This window comes from Streptomyces xanthochromogenes, assembly GCF_014650455.1.
GTDB lineage: Bacteria > Actinomycetota > Actinomycetes > Streptomycetales > Streptomycetaceae > Streptomyces > Streptomyces xanthochromogenes.
This window is the reverse complement of sequence record NZ_BMUZ01000003.1, coordinates 380,376-398,678: the sequence shown is the minus strand read 5'-3', so window position 1 is coordinate 398,678 and position 18,303 is coordinate 380,376. Positions and strand designations below refer to the sequence as shown.

Sequence of the window (18,303 nt, the reverse complement as noted above, 5' to 3'; positions counted from 1 at the left end):
TGCGAGAGACGACAGCTTGTGATGAAACATCGATCAAGGATTTACGGAAAGAGCTCCATGGTCGCTGCCCTCGAAAACCGCGCATCAACCGAACAGGACTCCGCGGTGCCCCTGCGATACAGCGCCGCCTGGCAGACGACCGAGTTCTCCATCGCCGACGCCAGAACAGCCGTGCGTACGCTGCTCGTCCAGGCCGGTCACCGGCCTGACGGCCAACCCTGCCAGGATGCCCAGCTCGTGGTGAGCGAACTGGTCACCAACGCGCTGCGCCACGCACCGGGGCCGGGGAGCCTCCTGCTGGAAGTGAGCGCGGGCGCGGACCTGTTGGAGATCGTCGTGCGCGACGGCTCTCCGAATCCGCCTCGACCGCAGGCGGCCGATGCCAGGCGGATCGGTGGACACGGCCTGCTGCTGGTGACCAGGCTGTGCAACCAGCTGCACACCAGGACCCTGACGTCCGGCAAGCAGATCATTGCCCGGCTGCATTTGGGCAAGTCCGCCGCAGACGACCCGACAGTGAAGAGCTGATTCGTTTCGGCCTGTCCACTGCTCGTCCTGGGGATGCCCTGGGGATGAACCGGTGCGCGGGCGCGTAAGGAGTCCGTCAGGACTGACAGCACCGGGCAGCCGTCTTCCCCGCGCGGGAGCATCGTGGAAGACGAAGCAATGGAGGTGGCCATGTCCGCGTTCACGCTGCCGAGAGTCCCCGGGCGGAGTTCTGGGCCCGCGACGATCTCGTACCGAGGGCGCGACCGGTTGGCGCTGATGGCGGCCGTGGCCGTGCCCTTCGTCGTCGCGGTGGCCCTCATCCCTCTGCGCGCGCATGTGGCCGGTACCAATCTGGCGCTGGTCCTGGTAGTGGCTGTGGTGGGGGTGGCGGCGAACGGCCACCGCGGTGCCGGTGCTCTCGCAGCCCTCTCCTCGGCCGCTTGGTTCGACTTCTTCCTCACCCGCCCCTACGAGCGCTTCGCGATCTCCAGTGGCGACGAGATCACCACAGCCCTACTGCTGCTCCTTGTCGGACTCGCCGTTTCGCAACTTGCCGCACGGGCAAGGCGGTTGAAGGACATGACGATCACCGATGAGGGTCATCTCGCCCGCATCCACGAGACCGCGCGGATCGCTCAGCGGGCCACTTCCGCGGATGTCGTCGTGGTCCACGTCCGCGCACAGCTCACCGAGCTACTGGCCCTGGACAGCTGCCGCTTCGAGTACGGAACGCTGCTCGGCCACCCGCCGCAACTGGGCCAGGACGGAGCGGTCACCATGGCACGCGGCAGGCGGGACGAGGAGCGCCATGGCTGGCCGCAAGGCGAGGAGATCGAACTCCGGGCCTTCGGTAAGGGGCGCTACTACGGTCGGTACATGCTGAGGCCGGGTGGCGCCGAGGTCCCCCCGCTTCCGGCCCGGATGGTGGCGGTGACCCTCGCGGGCCAGGCCGGGGCGGCACTGGCTGAGGCGGCGGAAACGATGCCGCATAGGAGCCACTGAGCGTCGAGCGGCGTACAAGCGGCATGCATGCGCGCGCGGGTTCGTACGAGCGGCCCGTGCGCGAGGCGCAGTCGAGCCGCCGACCTAGCCGGGCCCTGCATCCTGGCCCTGCCGGCACTGGCAGCGACAGCCCCGCAATCGGGCGTACGAGAGAACGCATCGGAACGAGTGAGCTGCGGGCGCCGGCTCTCACATCAATGGTGCCCCGTCAACCCTGCTGTGCCGCAAGGCAGTTGAGCGATGTATCGCGCTCGCGAGAGTCCGCTTCTTCCCTCTCGAGCCCTTCGAGCCCATCGAGCCCGTCAAGCCCGCCGAGCCGGAACTGCTTCGGCCCGGCGTGCCTGGATCGGAGCAGCTCTGCGCACCTGCCGGGTGGGCGGCGGGGGAACCCCCTATGGCTTTTCGCGACTACCTGTCGTAATGTTTACGACAGGTAGTCGTGAAAAGCCGGGCAAGGGCAGGCGCGCCCCGCCGTGACGCAGGAGAAAGGGCTCTCGTGATGGACGCTGACGATCGTGCCGATGTCATCCAGCTGCTCGGCCTGTATGCCGACATCGCAGACATGAAGGAGTTCACCGAGCTGCCCGGCCGGGTCTTCACCGATCCGCTCACTCTCGACTTCTCGTCGATCGCAGGCATACCGCCGATGAAAACGTCGCTCGGCGACTACGTCGGGATTCTGCGCGGTACGTTCGCGGCCTTCACCGCCACGCACCATGTCATCACCGGGCACGTCGTCGAGGTCGACGGCGATCGTGCGACGGTCCACGCGCACGTCCGTGCCGAGCACTGGGTCCCGGACGAGGTCGCTGACGGTGGGCCCAACCGCTGGTTGGTCGTCGGCTTCTACGACAACGAGGCGGTGCGCACGGCGGAAGGGTGGCGACTCAATCGCGTGAAGCTCACCGCGACGCACCAGGAGAACGCGCATCTCGCGAACGCCGCCCTGCCCGCCGAGTAGGAGTCCCCCAACCACGGGTAGGCGGGCTCGGCGCGCACGCCTTGCACCGGCCTGCGGTGCCGCGCCGACCTGGGGCCCGGTACGTGCGGAAGCCGATGTGCACAACAGCGGCCCCGAGGGCTCAAGGCGGCCGTAGCCGAGGGAGAATGGCCGAATGCCACGGATCCGGGGAGCCAATATCGAGGAACACCACGAGATGGTGTGGACCGACATCGAAGAGGCGACGCGGCAACTGTTGTTGGAACGTGACTACGACTCGATCAACATGGGCCACATCGCGGCCCGAGCGGGCCTCGCGCGCAACACGCTGTACAACTACGCCCGGGACAAGAGCGCCCTGGTCCTGGCGCTGACGCAACGGGCGAGTCGGCCTGCGGTCGAGCGCGTCGCCACGATCGCCGCGCGATCCGCCGACTCGGCCACGGAACGGATGCGGGAGATCATCGACGCGGTCCTGGAGGCGTCCATGGATCAGGCCATGCAGCCGATGTTCCGGCCGGGTTCCGACAAGCTGGTCGCCGAGGTGCCGAAAGGACCCGACAACCCGTTCCAGGCGATCGTGGTCGAGGTCGAGAACGTGGTCCGGGAAGGCGTCGCGCGCGGTGAGTTCCGCGATGTCGGCGACGTGCGCCTGACGGTGGAGTTGCTGTCGGGTGTCATGCGGGCGGGAGCCGAACGCATCGGCAGGGACGCGTCCGCCCTCGCTGAAACGGGTGCCGAGGCGCGGGAGATCATCCTTGCGTCGCTGGTCCGCCGCCCGGGGTAGCCGAGCGGAGGCCGCCACCGGAGTCCGGGCGCGCGACGGGCGTCTGGTCGCTGCCTGTGAAAGGCGGGCAAGATCGTCCTCCGTCCGGCCTTGCCCGTTCTGCAACGGGGCGTCGTAGCAGGGCCGGACCCACCGCCGACGTGCTCCCGCTCCAGCACCGGGCGCCGGTCACACCTCTCGGGCGGTCACTTCGACGGCCCGCTCGCCCCCGTCCCCGTAGCGTTTTCCGTCCCCGTCCCCGTCCCCGTCCCCGTCCCCGTCCCCGTCCCGGTCCGCGTTTCCGCTTCGGTGAAGCCCTGCTCGACGAGTGCCGCCTCGTGTGCGATTCCAGTGAGCCAGGCTTCGACGTCGGCGATCAGGAGCAGCTCGGGGCCGCTGTGTGCCGACGGGTGACGTGCGCCGTAGCGCAGCGCCGCCGACTCGCCCGCGGCGTATTCGTCGGCGGCTCGTGCGCGGGCGGGCGGCCTGATCACCGAGGTGCCCGAGCCGGTCGCCGGCCGGCCGCGTCCGGCCCGCGCCTGCTGCCGACGCACCGTCTCGGCCGCACGGGCGAGGTCGGCGGCGACCCGGCGGGCCAGCGCGGTCAGTTCGGTGACCGCTGCCTCGGGCAGCGAAACACCGGAGGCGGTGTTGCGGCCGAGCAGGAGCTGACCTCCGCTGACCGTCGTGTGGCCCGGGGACATGGCCAGCTCCCAGGGCCACGACGGCGTGTGCGGGGCTGCCTTCTCCGTCCGGTGCTGGGTGTACGCGGCCTGGGCGAGCTGCATGGCCCGGACGGCGGGGCGCAGCGGCTCCTCGCCGGACGTGCGCTGTCCCAGTCGTTTCGTGACGGCCAGACATCCGTCCGCGCTGCGGTCGAGCAAGTCGGCCGCGCAGCGCCGCAGTTCGCCGCGAGCGCCCCGGGGCCAGGCGAGCATGCTGGCCACCGCACCGATCGATCCGCCGATCACGACGTCCATCAGCCGAACTGCGGGCAGTCGCACATCGGTGGGGATGACCTGCGCGAAAATGACCACCAGCGTCACGGTGAGGGCGGCTTGTGTCCAGGCGGGGCCGAGCAGGGGACCCACCGCGAAGCCCACGAGGAAGACCACGGGGGTGACGGCGATGTAGAAGGAGGGCACGTCGCCGACCAGCATGACGACGGCTGTGGCCACGGCCGCGCCCGCAGCCGTTCCGAGGAAGGCGGGCAGCAGGGCGCCGCGGGTGTCCGATGCGGAGGTCCGCATCAGGCTGAGCGTGGTGAGCAGGGCCCAGAAGCCGTGGGGAAGATCGAGGGCGCCGACGATGAGGCGCGCTCCGGCCAGGGCGATCGCGCCGCGCAGTGCGTTCTGGAACAGGACCGAGTGCGGGGTGAGATGCACGCGCAGCCTGCGCCACCAGCGCGCCGGGCCACTGATCACCGCGTAAGGGAAAGGACCTCCCGGCCTGCGCCAGTGCTCGTCGAGCGGGGCCCCGCAGGAGAGCCTGGCGCCTTCGGCCAGCAGCAGGGTCGCGCCTCCTGTGGCATGCACGACGGCGTCCCGCCGCAGGTTCCGGGGCGAGGTGGCGGCGAGGTCGCGGCCGCGTACCTCCCAGAAGCCGGTGAGGGCGGCGGACAGTTCGCTCTCGGGCTGTCCGGCCCTGCCGTCGGTCAGTGCCTGGGCCGCGCGACGCAGGGAGGCGGCGGACCGGTCCAGGATCATCGCGGCGTCCGCGTCGGTGCCGTGAGGGCGGGCGGCGAGCCGGTCGAGCTGACTGGCGATGTGCCGCAGCGCCGCGCGGGTGTCGATGAGGGCGCGGTCTCGGAGTGAGGCGGAGGTGGGGCGTTCCGTGGCGTCGACGCGCGACAGTCGGGTGGTGAGGAGGGCCTGCCCGGCGGCTGCCTTGCACCGGGCCACTTCGTCGCCAGGTGCCGCGCCCGCGGTGACGCGGGCCATGCTGTCCGAGTAGTCGGCCACGGTCACCACGGCGTTCGACAACAAGGACCGGTAGGTCACCGGCAGCGGTCCGGGCGGCAGCAGGCGGTCCACGAGCGCGGTGAACAGGATGCCGAAGGCGAGGCCGCTCAGGCGTTGGCCGAGGGTATCGGGCGCGTAGGGCGGGAAGCACGGCAGCAGGTAGTAGAGCTGGAAGGAGGTGGCCAGACCGCCGACGCCCGGGCCGCCGACCCCGAGGTAGGACACGGTGAACGCGACGACGAACAGGCCGACGGCCGCGCTCCAGGAGTGCGCGGCGAGCAGGGTGCCCGCGGTGACCAGCACGAGACCTGCCGGCAGGGCGGCCAGGAGAATGCGCGAGCGGTGCCACCCGCGTCCCGGGATCTGCGAGAACAGGACCAGGGGGAGGGCGCCGAAGAGGGCGTACAGGGCCATGACGTGCTGCTCGAAGCCGTATCGAACGACGGAGAAGCCACCGAGGCCCGCGATCGCGCCCCAGAGCGCCCGACGCCCATACTGCACCGCCTCCGGCTGCTGCCGGAGCGACTGCCACGGCCCCACCCGGTTCATCGGGACGCCCTCGCGCGGTGGCTGCGGCCTGAGTGCGGCCGGGGCGCGGCGGCACGGCGGGCACAGTGCCTGGTCATGCTGTCACCCTAGGTCGGCCGCGAAGCGACGCAACCGGAGCCTTCGGGTCTCGGCTTCGTTCGTGCGCGGTGCGGCGCGGGGCGGTGCGGCGCGGTGCGGGGCGGTGCGGCGCGGTCTAGCGCGGCGGGGCATGGCGTGGCGCGGTCGAGGCGGTGCAGGGGTGCTGCGCCGGCGGTGCCGAGGGGGCGGCGGGTCGGGGTCGCGTGACCCGTAACGCGTTCCCTTCGTGGATTCGCGGATACGCGGATACGTGGATTTTCTGCGGATTCGGGGACGCACACGACGCAGCGTCGCGGTCCGCGTACTGAGAAGGGTGCCGCGACAGCTGTGCCGGGACGCGGTGGACGGCCTTGGTGGCGGGTAGCCGGTGGAGGGTGGCGAGCGACGAGGGCCGGCACATGTGCTGGCTCCCGGCGGTAGCGCCGACGGTGCCGTCCGACAGAAAAGAGGGCAGCCATTGCGAGGGTCGGAATGCCATATTCGGGGGTGAGTTGATCGCCCGCGACCGCACAGCAGAGAGGTGGCACTGCATGTTCACGACCCGCCCCACCCTTCAGGGAACCTTCGGGATGGTGTCCTCCACGCACTGGCTGGCTTCTCAGTCGGCGATGGCCGTCCTGGAGGACGGGGGCAACGCGTTCGACGCTGCCGTCGCCGCCGGGTTCGTCCTGCACGTGGTCGAGCCGCACCTCAACGGTCCGGCGGGCGAGGTCCCGATTCTGCTCGCCCCGGCGGGCGGTGAGGTCAAGGTGCTGTGCGGGCAGGGCGTAGCTCCGGCCGGGGCCACGATCGCGCACTACAGGGCACTCGGCCTGGACCTCGTGCCGGGCACGGGCCCACTGGCGGCCGCGGTGCCGGGCGCGTTCGACGCGTGGATGCTTCTGCTGCGCGACCACGGGACGAAAACGCTCGCCGACGTGTTGAAGCACGCCATCGGCTACGCCGAACACGGGCACGCACCAGTGGAGCGGGTCGGGGAGACGGTCGAGACCGTGCGGGCCCTGTTCGAGACGGAGTGGCGGTCCTCCGCGGCGGTCTACCTGCCGGACGGGAGCCCGCCGAGGCCGGGCGAGTTGTTCCGCAACCCCGCCCTCGCCGCGACCTGGAAACGCTTGCTGGCCGAGGTTTCAGGAGCGGGGGACAGGGCGTCCCAGATCGAGAAGGCACGGGAGACATGGCGCTCGGGCTTCATCGCCGATGCACTCGTACGCCAGGCGCAGCAGCCCACCGTCGACACCAGCGGCGAGCACCACTCCGGAACCCTGACGGCCGCCGATCTCGCGGGCTGGTCCGCGACCTACGAGGCTCCCGCGACCTACGACTGGCAAGGGTGGACCATCTGCAAGCCCGGCCCGTGGAGCCAGGGCCCCGCTCTGCTGCAGCAACTCGCGCTCCTGCCAACAGAGTTGCCGCCTTACGGCTCTGCCGCTTACATCCATGTACTCATCGAGGGCTGCAAGCTGGCAATGGCCGACCGCGAGGCCTGGTACGGCGACGGAGCCGCGGTACCGCTGGACGACCTGCTGTCCTCCGCGTACAACGAACGGCGCCGGTCACTGATCGGGCCGGAGGCATCCAGCGAACTGCGTCCGGGACGTCCTGCTGGGCAGGCGCCCCGGCTGGCCCGGCACATACGCAACCCGGGGGCCGCGCCGTCGGGCTACAGCTCCCTCGGAGCGGGCGAACCCACCGTCAACGCCGGACTGCGTCGCCGAGACTCCGGTGAGGCGGCGGTTACGAGGGACGGCGTCACCTCCGGCGACACATGTCATCTCGACGTCGTGGACCGCTGGGGCAACATGGTCGCGGCCACGCCCAGCGGTGGGTGGCTCCAGTCCAACCCCGTGGTTCGCGAACTTGGCTTTCCGCTCGGCACGAGGCTTCAGATGGCCTGGCTCGACGAAGGACTGCCGAACTCCCTCGCCCCCGGCCGCCGCCCTCGAACCACGCTCAGCCCGACCATCGCGTTGCGCGACGGAGTACCCACGTTGGCCTTCGGAACGCCGGGCGGCGATCAACAGGACCAGTGGCAGCTGCACTTCTTCCTCGCGGTGGCGTTGCGCGGCGAGGTCAGGGGCGGCCTCGACCTCCAGGGCGCCATCGACGCCCCGAATTGGCACAACGAGAGTTTTCCGAGCTCCTTCCACCCCCGTGCGACGCATCCTGGCCTGGTGGCCGTCGAGTCACGGATGAAGCGGGAGGTGATCGAGGACCTGAAGCGACGCGGTCACGACGTGCTGGTGGGGGAGCCGTGGTCGGAGGGCCGACTGTGCGCCGTCGCCCGCGATGTGCGCGCGGGAGTCCTGTCGGCGGCGGCGAATCCACGCGGGATGCAGGGGTACGCGGTCGGTCGCTGACCGGCGTCGGGTGCGACGGGGCCGGGCCGTGAGGAGATGCGCGAGTCTCTCCGGGCTCGGCGCGTTCCCCCGAGGAGAGGGCGTCAGGATGCCCCCAGTTACGCGGCCCGTTCTCCGAGCGGTCGGATCGGATTGCCCGGTTGGAGCAGGCCGAAGCGACCGCAGGAGCAGACCACGCAGGCGTGGCGTGCAGTGAGCGGGTGCGGTGGACGAGGCTTGATCGGTGCGCCGAGCGCGGGCGTCAGCGGATGCCCAGGACCGTCAAGCACTCCTCGACGCCGCTCAGTTGGATGTCGTCCCGACGGACTCGTCGTTCCCAGGCGTCCCGAGTGAGTCGCCACTGCTGGATACGTGCGGGTTCTCCCCGACGGGTGTCCCAGTCCGTGCCGTTCGGTTCGTAACCCAGGCCGCGGGAAACGCGGTTGGACGCTTCGTTGTCAACGAAGGCGTCGCTGCCGGCCTCGCGTGCGTCAAGTCCCGCGAAGGCCAACTGCAGGATGGCCGAACGCATTTCCGTGCCGAGCCCCCGGCCGCGGCTGCCGGCGGCCAGCCACGAGAAGCTGGACACCGTGCCGAAGCGCGTGAAGTTCGTGCCGATGAGGTCCTGCATGCCGACCGGTTCGCCGTCCACGAGTACGGTGAAGTACAGCCGCCAACAGTCGGCACTCACACGGGAGCGACCGGCCCAAACGGCGCGAAGCCATTGCCATTCGCGTTCGGGGCTGTCCGCGTAGAACGAGCTCGGGTCGTCGAAAGGCCACGGCTCGGCATCGGCCACCCCGGCCCGGACGAGCGGCACGAGACGTTCCAGCAGTTCGTCGGTCGCGCCGGCCAACGTCAGGCGCGGCGTGCGGACTTCGACGTTCAGCGGGGGATAGGTGTGAGGCACGCCCGGACCCTAGCCAATCGGTCCGTGTGTCGCATCCCGTTTTCCTCCGGCCACTCCGCCGTGGCGTCCGGTCCGGGACCGACGGCCCGATCCGTGCCGTGTGCGCGTCGGTCGACGACGCACCCGGACCGACGCCGGCAGATCCAAACGAGAACGTCTAGTCGTGGAAGGCCGTGGTCGACGCGACTGGAGCCCGCTCGGTCCTGACTCGATTCACTGGTGCGGCCTCGTCGGCATGGCCGAAGGAGACGCCGACGAGCAACTTACCTCCCGTGACGCCGAGTTCGGCGCGGACGGTGTCGGCGTAGAAGCTCAACAGCCCCTGCGGGCAACTGTCCACGCCGTACGCGGTCATCGCCAGGAGCAGCGTCTGCAGGTAAGCGCCGGCATCTGCGGCCAGCCGCGCCTCCCCGTCGCCGTGGACGAAGAGGAACGCCGCGTGTGGCGCGCCGTAGAAGCGCAGGCTTTCCGCGTCGTAGGCCGCACGTGCCGCGTGATCGTCGGGGCCAATGTCCAGTGCCCCGTACAGCTCGGCACCGAACGCCGCCCGACGTGTCCGGTGCACCCGCGCGTACATCCCCTCGGAATAAGGGAAGTCCACCGAGGTGCGCATTGCCGCGTGGGCCACCTGCAAGGCGTCGGCCAGGCGCTGACGTGCTGCCCCGCTCACCACCTCCAGCTGCCACGGCTGGGCGTTGGAGTTGGACGGCGCGGTGCCGGCCAGCGCGAAGATCCTGCGCATCGTGTCCTCGGGTACGGCTTCCGGGCGGAACGCGCGGGTCGAGTGGCGACCGCGTATCAACTTCTCCGCGCAGCCGCTCAGTTCAGTGGGGCCGAGCTCGCTCATGTAATTCCTCGATGACGGAAAGCCACGTGATGTAAACGGAAACGTTTACATTGGCGTCACCCTAACCCGGGCACTGGATTAAGTAAACGAGTGCGTATACTTCAGTCATGGATACGACCGCGCGTGCGACGGCCGAGACATCCCAGCGCCGGGGGCGGGGAGGGCGGGAGCGCATTCTGGCTGCCGCCGGGGTGCTGTTCGCGGCCCAGGGCATCAACGCGACCGGCATGGAGCAGATCGCTGAGGAAGCACCGGTGTCCAAGCGGACGCTCTACGCGCACTTTCGAACCAAGAACGATCTTGTCATCGCCTACTTGCAGGGCCTCGCGCTGTCGGGCGCCACGTTGGAGGGCGTACTGACCCGCGAGGGCATTCCGCCGCGCGACCGGATTCGCGAGCTGTTCCACCCTTCGGTGCCGGACGCGGCTCCGGTGCGCGGGTGTCCGTTCATCGATGCCGCGGCGGAGTTCCCCGACCCGGAGAGCGCGGTGCACTCCTACGCCCGGGAGCAGAAGCTGCGCATGGTGGAACTGATCGTCCCTTTGGTGAGGGAGCTGGGCTGCCGCGAACCCCTGGCGCTGGCCCACCAGTTGGCCACCCTCGCGGACGGAGCGGCCAGCCGTGCCATGGTGCTGGACGAAGCGGACTATGGCCGACACGCGTGGGCGGCAGCGGAAGTCCTCCTCGATCGAGCGCTGCCCGGAGCGAGCTGACGCGGACGGGAGGAGCGGGCGCAAGCGCCGGTTCCACCTATCGACAGGGACCGAAGGGGCATGGCCTGGCCCTCGCGCAAGGCGCCGTGGCGCCGACACCGACGGGGTCCGCACGGCGAGATCGCTCAGCTGTAGGCGATGCGTTCGACTTCGATCAGCTGGGCGGCTCCGATGCGACCGTCCTCCAAGGAGAGGAGCCAGGGCAGCAATGGGGGTGTGGCGTGCAGCTCGTTGCGGAAGCCGAGACGGAGGTCGGCTAGTTCGTCCTGGAGGAGCCAGCGGTCGAGCGCATCGCTCAGGTGCAGGTCCGATGCGTCGGTGCGGACGTCTGCCCACACGGTCAGCCAGGGGGTGAGGGTGTTTGTGGTGACGGAGAGCGTTTCGAGTACGTCTGTGATGTGACCGTTGGTCGGATGAGTGTGCAGCGCCGCATACCACCAGGCGTGCCACAGCTCCTCCAGCGCTGCGCGCTCCGGCGCGGGCCAGGTGTGCCACTCGGCGGCGAGGAGTTGGGAGGCGATCCATGCGTGGTCGAGCTGGTCGGCGACCAGGAGACGAACGATGCCGGGGATCAACCGGCGGTACAGGCCGGGAAAGTCGTCCCAGTGATCGGGCGTCGAGTACGCCACGGACGAAAGTAGTGGTTCGGTCACCTGGCAGGCGGGACCTGCCAGGGCCTTGAGGTCCGCATCGGTGTAGCAATGAGTGCAGCCGTGCACGGGAGAGGGCAGCCCGGAGAGCGGTGCGAACGCAGCGTCCAAAGCATCGAGTGCGTCTCGGAGCCGCTGAGGTGAGTCGATCATGTGGTACCTGCCGTGCCTTTGTCCGGACATTCCCAAAAATATGACGACGCTACCACGGCGGGTTCGTGGGACGACCGCCCGAAGGTCCCGCCTCCAAGACCCCGCTGCAGCGGGCCTCGAAGGTGCACGACGACCATGGGAAATCGGTCCCCTTCGGCGTGAGCCGAGGCGTGCCGGTTCCCGCAGCGGCGCGAACTCCCTTTCCAAGGCGGGGGGTTGGGCGCAAGGGGCGGCGTCGTGACGGCCGGATCGCAGCCGATGGTCTACCTTTCACTGCCGGTCCGGGACGCGGCCGGTGACCTCGTTGGGCAGGTCCACGCCGGTTCAGCGTTTGATCAGGCAGAAGGGGTGCCCGGCCGGATCGGTGAGGACCCGTGCCTTGGCCTCGTCGTGCGGTTGGTGATCCGGCTTGCCCGCGCCCCACTCCAGCAATTGGGCCTCGGCCCCGTCCAGGTCGTCCTCGGTCTCCACGTTGAAGCAGATGTGGAGCTGTTGGGGAACGGTCTGGTCGGGCCAGGTGGGAGCCCGGTAGTGGTCGACCCGCTGGAAGCCGATGAAGAGTCCGTCCGCGCGGTTCAGCCCGGCGAAGTCCGCGTTCGACTTCGGATGCGGTTCGAGGCCGGTGGCCTTCTCGTAGAACTCCGCCAGGGACAGAGGATCGGGGCAATCGAGTGTTATCGCACCCAACTTCATCTGCAAGGACATGGCATCTTCGGGCCGATCGATGGATCTTCTCGCTGCATACCCTAGAGCTGCTGTACGGCTCGCCGAACTGTCGCCGCGAACCGTCCCCTTGAGGGCTGACGAGGCCAGTGCCGGCGGGGCGGGGAGCGGACGCTTGTGGCCCAGGGCCCCGCAGCCCCGGCGAACCGGCAAGGCGCCCTGACCGAAGGTGAGGAGCATACGGCAGGGCGCCGCATGGCAGATGCCGACGTCGAATAGGACCTGCTGCCGCCATATGCCGGTTAATGACATATGGTGGTGTCATGACTGACCGTGCAATGCAGGAACCGACCCTGCTTCTTCTCACCGCGCTCGCGGACGAGCCACGTCACGGCTACGCGATCGCACGTGAGGTGGAGGCTATTTCGAGCGGGCGGGTGAAGTTGCGGACCGGCACCTTGTACGGCGCGCTGGAGCGGCTGTTGCAGCAGGGGCTGATCGAGGTACACAGCGAGGAAGTAGTCGACAGTCGACTGCGCCGCACCTACACGCTGACCTCGCCCGGGCGCACCGCCCTGGCCGTCGAGGCGGAACGGATCGCGGCCACCGCACGCGAGGCCACTCGGCGCCTGGGGGCCGGTAAGGCGGCCACCGCGTGAACCCCGTACTGCTGCATCTGTACCCCGCCGGCTTCCGCCGGGCTTTCGGTGACGAGATAGCCGACTCCTATCGGGAGGCAACCGCGGGCGCAGGCCCGCGCGCCCGCCTTCGTGAAGCCGCTGACGTAGCCGCACACGCCCTGCGGCTGCGCCTCGGGATCGGCTCCGTACACGCGGGCGGTCGGCTCTTGGCCGCCGCGGCGCCTTTCGGCCTGGCCGCGACGGCCGGGTACGCCGCGTTCAACCTCGTCGGTAGCGTGAGCGACTGGTACGTCATCCGCTCCGCAGGAGTCGCCGCTGATGCCGGGACGCTCGCGACCCTCATGAACGCCGGCTATCTGCTGACCCTGATCGGCGCGGTCGTCGCACTGGCCGGACGTCATGTACCCGGTGTGCTGTGTGCGATCGTCGGGACCGTGGTCAGTTCGGTGAGCTTCCTCTACCCGATCTGGCGGATGCCGCCCGACCTGACGTCGGCACTCGTAGGCTTCCTCCTGATGCCGGTCCTGATCGCGGCACTTCCACTGGCCTGCCCGCCGGACCTGCGCCCTTCCCGGCGTGTGCGTGGGGCGGCGGGAGTGTTCGCGCTCGTGGCATGGGCCGCTCTGCTGGTGGTGGCCCTCTCCGTGATCGACCCGCTCGGAATCGGCTTGCTCACTCCCTGGCGTTTCGGCGTCCCCATGATCGCGGCCCTGGCCCTGGTGGGCCGCCGGGCCTTTGCCGAGATCCGTACCACGGCTCAACTCGCCTTTGCCGGTGCCCCGTTCATTGCGACGATGCATTTCTCCGGGTGGGTGCGTACCGAAGAGGTCGTCACCGTCGTCGGGGCCCTCGCTGTCACTGCCGTGGCCCTACGGATTCGGCGCCGTAGCGACTCCGATCGGATCAACCCCGCCTGAAAGTAGGCCTGTTGATGGCCTCCGGAGGTCTTGAGCGGACTTCGGAGGCCGTCGACGGCCGGCCTGCATGGCGCGAGTCATGTCGCGCAACGCAAGAGCTCCGGGGCCCGCGCTTGACGGGCTACGGAGCCAGTGCCTCAGGTTGTAGCAGTAGCAGTAGCAGTAGCAGTAGCAGTAGCAGTAGCAGTAGCAGTAGCAGTAGCAGTAGCAGTAGCAGTAGCTGTGGGGTTGCGTCGATCTGAGCAGGTAGGTCGTGAACCTCCCTGCCGATGCGCCCAGTTGGCGCGCCCAGCTCTCTCGATCGCGGCCGAGCGGGCCGCGTCGGCACCGAGCCGGACCACTGGCCCTGCACAGCCCACCGCCTCAGAACACACCCGCACTTCCACCCTTTCGGGCCGCTTTCCCTCCGCGGTCAGAAGCGGCATGCCCACATCTTCCCCCTACCCGCGGCCGCACTTTGTTCAGCCGCCCCGTCACAGGAGCCCTCGATGCCCGCGTCCGCGTCCGCGTCCGCCGCCGATTCTGCGTCCGTTCCCGTGCCCGTGTCTGATGCGGAACTCGGCGCAAAATCCGGGCGGATGAACCGTCTTCCCCGGGCCCTGAGGCATCGCGTGCCCAGTGCGCAGGGCCCGGCAGGGCGACTGGCCGCGGTCGATGGGCTGCGGCTGCTCGCCGCGGTAGGCGTGGCTGCCTACCACTACCTCGGCACCCCCACTCCCCGCTTCTGGGGCGAGAACCACGACCTGCCACGGGCGGCGCCGCTCCTGCATGTCATCAGTGGCTACGGCTGGCTTGGCGTCGAGGCGTTCTTCCTGATCAGCGGATTCGTCATCTGTATGAGCTGCTGGGGCCGCACCCCGGCACAGTTCGCCGTCTCCCGTATCGCCCGGCTCTTTCCGCTGTACTGGGCGGTCGTCCTGATCATCGTCGTGATGGGTACCGTCACCGTGTTCATTGGCCAGCGTTCGGGCGCACCCACCGACCTCCGCACCACACTCGGCAACCTCACGATGATTCCGCACCCGCTCGGCGTGGACTTCACCGCGGGTGTCGCCTGGACGCTCTGGGTCGAGGCACGCTTCTACCTGCTCATGGGTGCACTGCTCCTGGTCGGTCTGACGTACCGGCGAGTCGTGGCCTTCGGGTTCCTCTGGCTCGTGCTGGCATCCGTCGGCCGTGAACTGCACTCCACCGTGGTGGACGAGATCCTGCTCAGCCAGTACGCCGGGCTGTTCGTGGCGGGCATCGCGCTCTACCTGATACACCGCTTCGGCGCCAACCTGCTTCTCTGGCTGCTGCTGGGCTTCTCCTGGTGCTACACCCTGACCGTCCTCGAAGACCGTGTGGCCACCCACTCCACCTCCAACTGGGGCCTGAGTGCGGCTGTCCTCACGAGCTTCCTCGTCCTGCTCGGCCTGGCCTGCGGCCCGCTGCGTCATCTCCAATGGCGAAGCCTCGTCTACGCGGGCGCCCTGACCTACCCCTTCTACCTGGTCCATCAAAGCCTCGGCATACCCGTCACCCGCGGCATCCTCAAATCCGTGCCGGGACTCGGACTGCTGCCCTCGATCGGCCTCGGTCTCTCCTTCTCCTTACTGTTGGCCGCCGTACTGAACCGTCAGGTCGACCGGCGGTTCGGTCGTCTCTTCCGCCGCCATCTCACCCATGCTCTGGACCCTGCACCGGCCGAAGTGACCGGCCGAAGTGACCGGCCGAAGCGACTGCTGAAGTGACTAGTGGAGCGGGGCCTCGGAGTCCTCACCGAAGGCGGGCCATCACTCAGGCGGTGCACCACGGGACACGGCACAGGTGGGGTGCCATACCCTCCGGGCACAACGTCCTGAGGATTTCCTTGCGGATCGCTCGCCAGGTTCGCAGCGAACACACCAGACGGACGCGCAGCTCGACCGGCTCCCGCGCGCCGCTGTCCTCGCCCTCGTGCTCGATGACCCACTGCTCCGCCAGCAAGTCGTACATCTCGGCGGTCGCCAGGCGGCCCCCCTGAAGAAACCGCGCAATGTCCACTTCGAGGGTCCGCGGGCTCCGGGAACGATGAAGACGCCGAGTGCTCACGGCCTGATGGACGAGTCCCCTGACCCACACCAGCCCGGCCTCGTCCGCGTACAGGCCGATCCTCAACTTCCTTGTCCTCATGGCGGGGCAACCTAGCGTTCGTCGGCCTTCGGCGAAACGGATTATCCCGGTGCTGGTGGGTGTCACGGGCGAGAGCGGGCCGGTCGCTGTCGGCCGGCGAGGGACCGGACGCCCGTGTCGGCGCGCGAAGCCGACCCGCACCGCAGGCGAATGCCGACCCGCACCGCAGACGAGTCTCGTCGCACCCGGTCGACGCCGCGATAGCCCCGAAAGCGGGTCAGCTACGGCGGCAGTGGAAGATTCCCCAGCGCAACTGACCTCGGTCCGCGGCGTCCACCCACAAGGTCAGACTGGTCAGCAAGGCGGTGAGGTAGTCGGGGCTGATGACGGCGCGCAACTCCCGCTCATGTGCCCGTACCTCCTCGATGAGGCGCTCGTAGTGATGCCCCATCTGTTCGCTGAGATCGTCGAATTCGACCCGCGCCATGCCGGACGCGGCGAGGGAACGGAGGTAGAACTCGGGCGTTGCCAGGTCGTTCGTCCTCAGTCGGGACACAACGGCTTCCAACGTCTTGGCGGGAACGCCGTCGGCGGCCATCAAGTCCGTGAAGACGAGCGCTCCGCCCGGCCTCAGGATACGCACGGCCTCGGTCACGGTTCGTGCACGGTCCGGGCTGTGGCAGAAGGCTTCCTGGGACCAGACGACGTCGAAGTGGCCGTCTTCGTAGGGGACGTTCTGGAACGACCCCGTGACCACGTCGATGAGACTGGCCAAGCCCCGTTCGGCGTTGACGTCGCGGTGATGCCGGTTCTGGGCCTCGCTGATGTTCAGGGCGGTCACCGTACAGTCGAAGGTGGCAGCGAGGTAGCGTGCCGGTCCGCCATATCCGGAGCCCATGTCCAGCACGGCGGCCCCGGGCTTGAGGAGGTCCGCCACCTTCCCGGCCACCCGTTCCACGGTACGGCGGGAAGCGTTGGCGACGGCTTCGCCCGTCTCGGCATAGATGCCGTTGTGGATGTCCTCGCCGCCCCAGACGTGAGCGTAGAACGCGTCGACATCGCTCGTCTCGTAGTAGTCACGTGCCACGTCCTCGCCCCTCGACCCGCCCTTGAACGTCATGAGTCCGCCTCCCTGGGTGAGTTGTACAGGCCTGCCGGGAGATCAGTCTCGTGTCGCCGCCGGGCGCGTGCCTAGGGACCGAACGGGCCACAGGCGGATACGCGACCGAGGCACGGACGTCGCAATTCGGCCCAGGCCCGCCGCGGCGCTGGACGCTCCACCGGCAAGCCGCTGGGGCCCATCCCCGAGCAGCCCGCTCGCCCTGTCGTCACGGCGCAGGGGACCGCTGAGGGGAGCGGAGCACGAGAAGGGTGATCTCGCTGGGTGCGAAGACGCGGAACGGCGGGCCCCAGAAGCCGGTGCCGCGGCTGGTGTACAGGAGGGTGCGGGTGCCGTGGCGGCTGAGACCGGCCAGGGCGGGCTGGTCGAGGCGCACCAAGTGGTGGAAGGGCCAGATCTGTCCGCCGTGGGTGTGGCCCGAGAGCTGGAGGTCGACCCCGCCGGCTGCCGCCCGGTCGATGAACTTGGGCTGGTGGGCCAGGAGCAGGATGGGGTGGCGGGGGTCGGCGCCCTGCAGGGCGCCGGCGAGATGGGCGCGGTGGCCGACGAGACCGGAGGACTCGGCGGTGACGTCGTCCACCCCGGCGACCACGAGGGTGTCGCCGCCGCGTTCGAGCAGCAGATGACGGTTGCGCAGCGGCTCCCAGCCCAGTTCGTCCATCAGGTCGACCCAGCCCTGGGCCTCGCTGTAGTACTCGTGGTTGCCGGTGACGTAGACCCGAGCCCGGGTGGCCCGGACGGTGCCGAGAGGGGCGGCTTGGGCGCGGCGGCGTTCGGCCGTACCGTCCGCGATGTCCCCCGTGTGGCACACCAGGTCGGCCTCCAGGGTGTTGACCGTCTCGCAGACCCGCGTCGACCAGCGTGCGCGGTCGAGTGGGCCGTAGTGGGTGTCGGTGATGAGGACCACGCGCGTGCCGTCCAACCCGGCGCCCAGGCGCGGAAGTTGTACGTCCAGACTCCGGACCCGGGGGACCCGGCGGGCCTCGGCGTACCCCCAGGCGAGCAGCACCGTCGCTGTGCAGAGGACGGCCCAGGTGACGATCCGCGCCCGGTCCTCGCCGTCGCCGACGTCGGCCAGGACCAGGGCGAGCCGCAGCAGGACGCCGAGGACGACGGACCAGGTGAACAGGACCCAGATGCCACCCAGCAGGGTGTCCCCGACGATGGCCGCCCGGTCCTGCTGTCGGCGGCCGTGGCCGCGCACCATCGCGAGCGGCATGCCGACCAGGCCGAGGGCGAACAGTGCCGTGCCGGCCAGCGTGACCGGCAGGGGCCAGTGCTGTCCGGCGTGCAGGAGCAGCCAGCAGGGCACGGTCCACAGCAGGACGGGGGCGATCACGGGGAGCAGGCGCATCAGCCGGCGCAGCAGGCTCCGCCGAGTCCCGTGCGCTGCACCGTCGGCGGGTCGGGTCTCGCTGGTGTCGGTCACGCTTCCCCTCCGTAAGGAACCAGGCTGCCGTTGCGCGCACTGTAG

General features: G+C 69.5%; 17 protein-coding genes. 9 read left to right on the top strand and 8 right to left on the bottom strand.

Going from position 1 to position 18,303, the window contains the following annotated elements; genetic code table 11:
- Positions 1 to 57 precede the first annotated feature (57 nt).
- The 4 genes from IE267_RS09105 to IE267_RS09090 all read left to right on the top strand — a co-directional run bounded on the left by IE267_RS09105 (position 58) and on the right by IE267_RS09090 (position 3,218).
- Positions 58 to 528 carry an ATP-binding protein gene (locus IE267_RS09105; RefSeq protein ID WP_189762770.1) on the top strand — a complete coding sequence of 157 codons (471 nt, stop codon included), beginning with the start codon at positions 58 to 60 and terminating at the stop codon, positions 526 to 528.
- A 123-nt stretch (positions 529 to 651) separates the two neighbouring features.
- Positions 652 to 1,491, top strand: a complete 840-nt coding sequence (locus IE267_RS09100; RefSeq protein ID WP_308428733.1) for a DUF4118 domain-containing protein — start codon at positions 652 to 654, stop codon at positions 1,489 to 1,491.
- Between the two features lie 499 nt (positions 1,492 to 1,990).
- Positions 1,991 to 2,452 carry a nuclear transport factor 2 family protein gene (locus IE267_RS09095; protein WP_189762769.1) on the top strand — a complete coding sequence of 154 codons (462 nt, stop codon included), beginning with the start codon at positions 1,991 to 1,993 and terminating at the stop codon, positions 2,450 to 2,452.
- Between the two features lie 154 nt (positions 2,453 to 2,606).
- The gene (locus tag IE267_RS09090; protein ID WP_167160978.1) at positions 2,607 to 3,218 is read left to right on the top strand and encodes a TetR/AcrR family transcriptional regulator; all 612 of its coding nucleotides are present in this window, start codon (positions 2,607 to 2,609) and stop codon (positions 3,216 to 3,218) included.
- 185 nt (positions 3,219 to 3,403) lie between these two features.
- Here IE267_RS09090 and IE267_RS09085 read toward each other — a convergent pair whose 3' ends face one another.
- The gene (locus IE267_RS09085; RefSeq protein WP_189762768.1) at positions 3,404 to 5,659 is read right to left on the bottom strand and encodes an FUSC family protein; all 2,256 of its coding nucleotides are present in this window, start codon (positions 5,657 to 5,659) and stop codon (positions 3,404 to 3,406) included.
- Between the two features lie 656 nt (positions 5,660 to 6,315).
- Here IE267_RS09085 and IE267_RS09080 point away from each other — a divergent pair.
- Complete coding sequence (locus IE267_RS09080; RefSeq protein WP_189762767.1) at positions 6,316 to 8,142, top strand: gamma-glutamyltransferase family protein; 1,827 nt, start codon at positions 6,316 to 6,318, stop codon at positions 8,140 to 8,142.
- 241 nt (positions 8,143 to 8,383) lie between these two features.
- On the opposite strand, the gene IE267_RS09075 is transcribed toward IE267_RS09080, so the two are convergent.
- Together IE267_RS09075 and IE267_RS09070 are read right to left on the bottom strand one after the other, a co-directional pair.
- Positions 8,384 to 9,031 carry a GNAT family N-acetyltransferase gene (locus IE267_RS09075; protein WP_189762766.1) on the bottom strand — a complete coding sequence of 216 codons (648 nt, stop codon included), beginning with the start codon at positions 9,029 to 9,031 and terminating at the stop codon, positions 8,384 to 8,386.
- A 157-nt stretch (positions 9,032 to 9,188) separates the two neighbouring features.
- Positions 9,189 to 9,878: a nitroreductase gene (locus IE267_RS09070; RefSeq protein ID WP_189762765.1), complete on the bottom strand. Its 690-nt coding sequence runs from the start codon at positions 9,876 to 9,878 to the stop codon at positions 9,189 to 9,191.
- Between the two features lie 107 nt (positions 9,879 to 9,985).
- Here IE267_RS09070 and IE267_RS09065 point away from each other — a divergent pair, with 107 nt between their 5' ends.
- Positions 9,986 to 10,591 carry a TetR/AcrR family transcriptional regulator gene (locus tag IE267_RS09065; protein WP_189762764.1) on the top strand — a complete coding sequence of 202 codons (606 nt, stop codon included), beginning with the start codon at positions 9,986 to 9,988 and terminating at the stop codon, positions 10,589 to 10,591.
- Between the two features lie 125 nt (positions 10,592 to 10,716).
- On the opposite strand, the gene IE267_RS09060 is transcribed toward IE267_RS09065, so the two are convergent.
- Both IE267_RS09060 and IE267_RS09055 read right to left on the bottom strand, forming a co-directional pair.
- Positions 10,717 to 11,352: a hypothetical protein gene (locus IE267_RS09060; RefSeq protein ID WP_189762763.1), complete on the bottom strand. Its 636-nt coding sequence runs from the start codon at positions 11,350 to 11,352 to the stop codon at positions 10,717 to 10,719.
- Between the two features lie 366 nt (positions 11,353 to 11,718).
- Positions 11,719 to 12,099 carry a VOC family protein gene (locus IE267_RS09055; RefSeq protein ID WP_189762762.1) on the bottom strand — a complete coding sequence of 127 codons (381 nt, stop codon included), beginning with the start codon at positions 12,097 to 12,099 and terminating at the stop codon, positions 11,719 to 11,721.
- A gap of 281 nt (positions 12,100 to 12,380) precedes the next feature.
- On the opposite strand from IE267_RS09055, the gene IE267_RS09050 reads away from it, so the two are divergent.
- The 3 genes from IE267_RS09050 to IE267_RS09040 all read left to right on the top strand — a co-directional run bounded on the left by IE267_RS09050 (position 12,381) and on the right by IE267_RS09040 (position 15,348).
- Positions 12,381 to 12,716: a PadR family transcriptional regulator gene (locus IE267_RS09050; protein WP_161247290.1), complete on the top strand. Its 336-nt coding sequence runs from the start codon at positions 12,381 to 12,383 to the stop codon at positions 12,714 to 12,716.
- Positions 12,713 to 13,615 (top strand): hypothetical protein, encoded by a 903-nt coding sequence (locus IE267_RS09045; protein ID WP_189762761.1) that lies wholly within the window; start codon positions 12,713 to 12,715, stop codon positions 13,613 to 13,615. The genes IE267_RS09050 and IE267_RS09045 overlap by 4 nt, the downstream gene beginning before the upstream one ends.
- 578 nt (positions 13,616 to 14,193) lie before the next feature.
- A complete protein-coding gene (locus tag IE267_RS09040; RefSeq protein ID WP_189762760.1) occupies positions 14,194 to 15,348 on the top strand; it encodes an acyltransferase family protein in 1,155 nt (384 codons plus the stop codon).
- Positions 15,349 to 15,394: 46 nt separating this feature from the next.
- On the opposite strand, the gene IE267_RS09035 is transcribed toward IE267_RS09040, so the two are convergent.
- The 3 genes from IE267_RS09035 to IE267_RS09025 all read right to left on the bottom strand — a co-directional run bounded on the left by IE267_RS09035 (position 15,395) and on the right by IE267_RS09025 (position 18,258).
- On the bottom strand, positions 15,395 to 15,754 hold the full coding sequence (locus tag IE267_RS09035; protein ID WP_229860888.1) for a hypothetical protein: 360 nt from the start codon (positions 15,752 to 15,754) through the stop codon (positions 15,395 to 15,397).
- A gap of 232 nt (positions 15,755 to 15,986) precedes the next feature.
- Positions 15,987 to 16,829: an SAM-dependent methyltransferase gene (locus IE267_RS09030; RefSeq protein ID WP_189762758.1), complete on the bottom strand. Its 843-nt coding sequence runs from the start codon at positions 16,827 to 16,829 to the stop codon at positions 15,987 to 15,989.
- 208 nt (positions 16,830 to 17,037) lie between these two features.
- The gene (locus tag IE267_RS09025; protein ID WP_189762757.1) at positions 17,038 to 18,258 is read right to left on the bottom strand and encodes a metallophosphoesterase; all 1,221 of its coding nucleotides are present in this window, start codon (positions 18,256 to 18,258) and stop codon (positions 17,038 to 17,040) included.
- Positions 18,259 to 18,303 lie beyond the last annotated feature (45 nt).

What these genes read in the sequence shown, in the direction of transcription:
- IE267_RS09105 (WP_189762770.1), top strand. Translation starts at nt 58, where the DNA reads ATGGTCGCTGCCCTCGAAAACCGCGCATCAACCGAACAGGACTCCGCG.
- IE267_RS09095 (WP_189762769.1), top strand. Translation starts at nt 1,991, where the DNA reads ATGGACGCTGACGATCGTGCCGATGTCATCCAGCTGCTCGGCCTGTAT.
- IE267_RS09090 (WP_167160978.1), top strand. Translation starts at nt 2,607, where the DNA reads ATGCCACGGATCCGGGGAGCCAATATCGAGGAACACCACGAGATGGTG.
- IE267_RS09080 (WP_189762767.1), top strand. Translation starts at nt 6,316, where the DNA reads ATGTTCACGACCCGCCCCACCCTTCAGGGAACCTTCGGGATGGTGTCC.
- IE267_RS09070 (WP_189762765.1), bottom strand. Translation starts at nt 9,878, where the DNA reads ATGAGCGAGCTCGGCCCCACTGAACTGAGCGGCTGCGCGGAGAAGTTG.
- IE267_RS09065 (WP_189762764.1), top strand. Translation starts at nt 9,986, where the DNA reads ATGGATACGACCGCGCGTGCGACGGCCGAGACATCCCAGCGCCGGGGG.
- IE267_RS09055 (WP_189762762.1), bottom strand. Translation starts at nt 12,099, where the DNA reads ATGTCCTTGCAGATGAAGTTGGGTGCGATAACACTCGATTGCCCCGAT.
- IE267_RS09050 (WP_161247290.1), top strand. Translation starts at nt 12,381, where the DNA reads ATGACTGACCGTGCAATGCAGGAACCGACCCTGCTTCTTCTCACCGCG.
- IE267_RS09040 (WP_189762760.1), top strand. Translation starts at nt 14,194, where the DNA reads ATGAACCGTCTTCCCCGGGCCCTGAGGCATCGCGTGCCCAGTGCGCAG.
- IE267_RS09030 (WP_189762758.1), bottom strand. Translation starts at nt 16,829, where the DNA reads ATGACGTTCAAGGGCGGGTCGAGGGGCGAGGACGTGGCACGTGACTAC.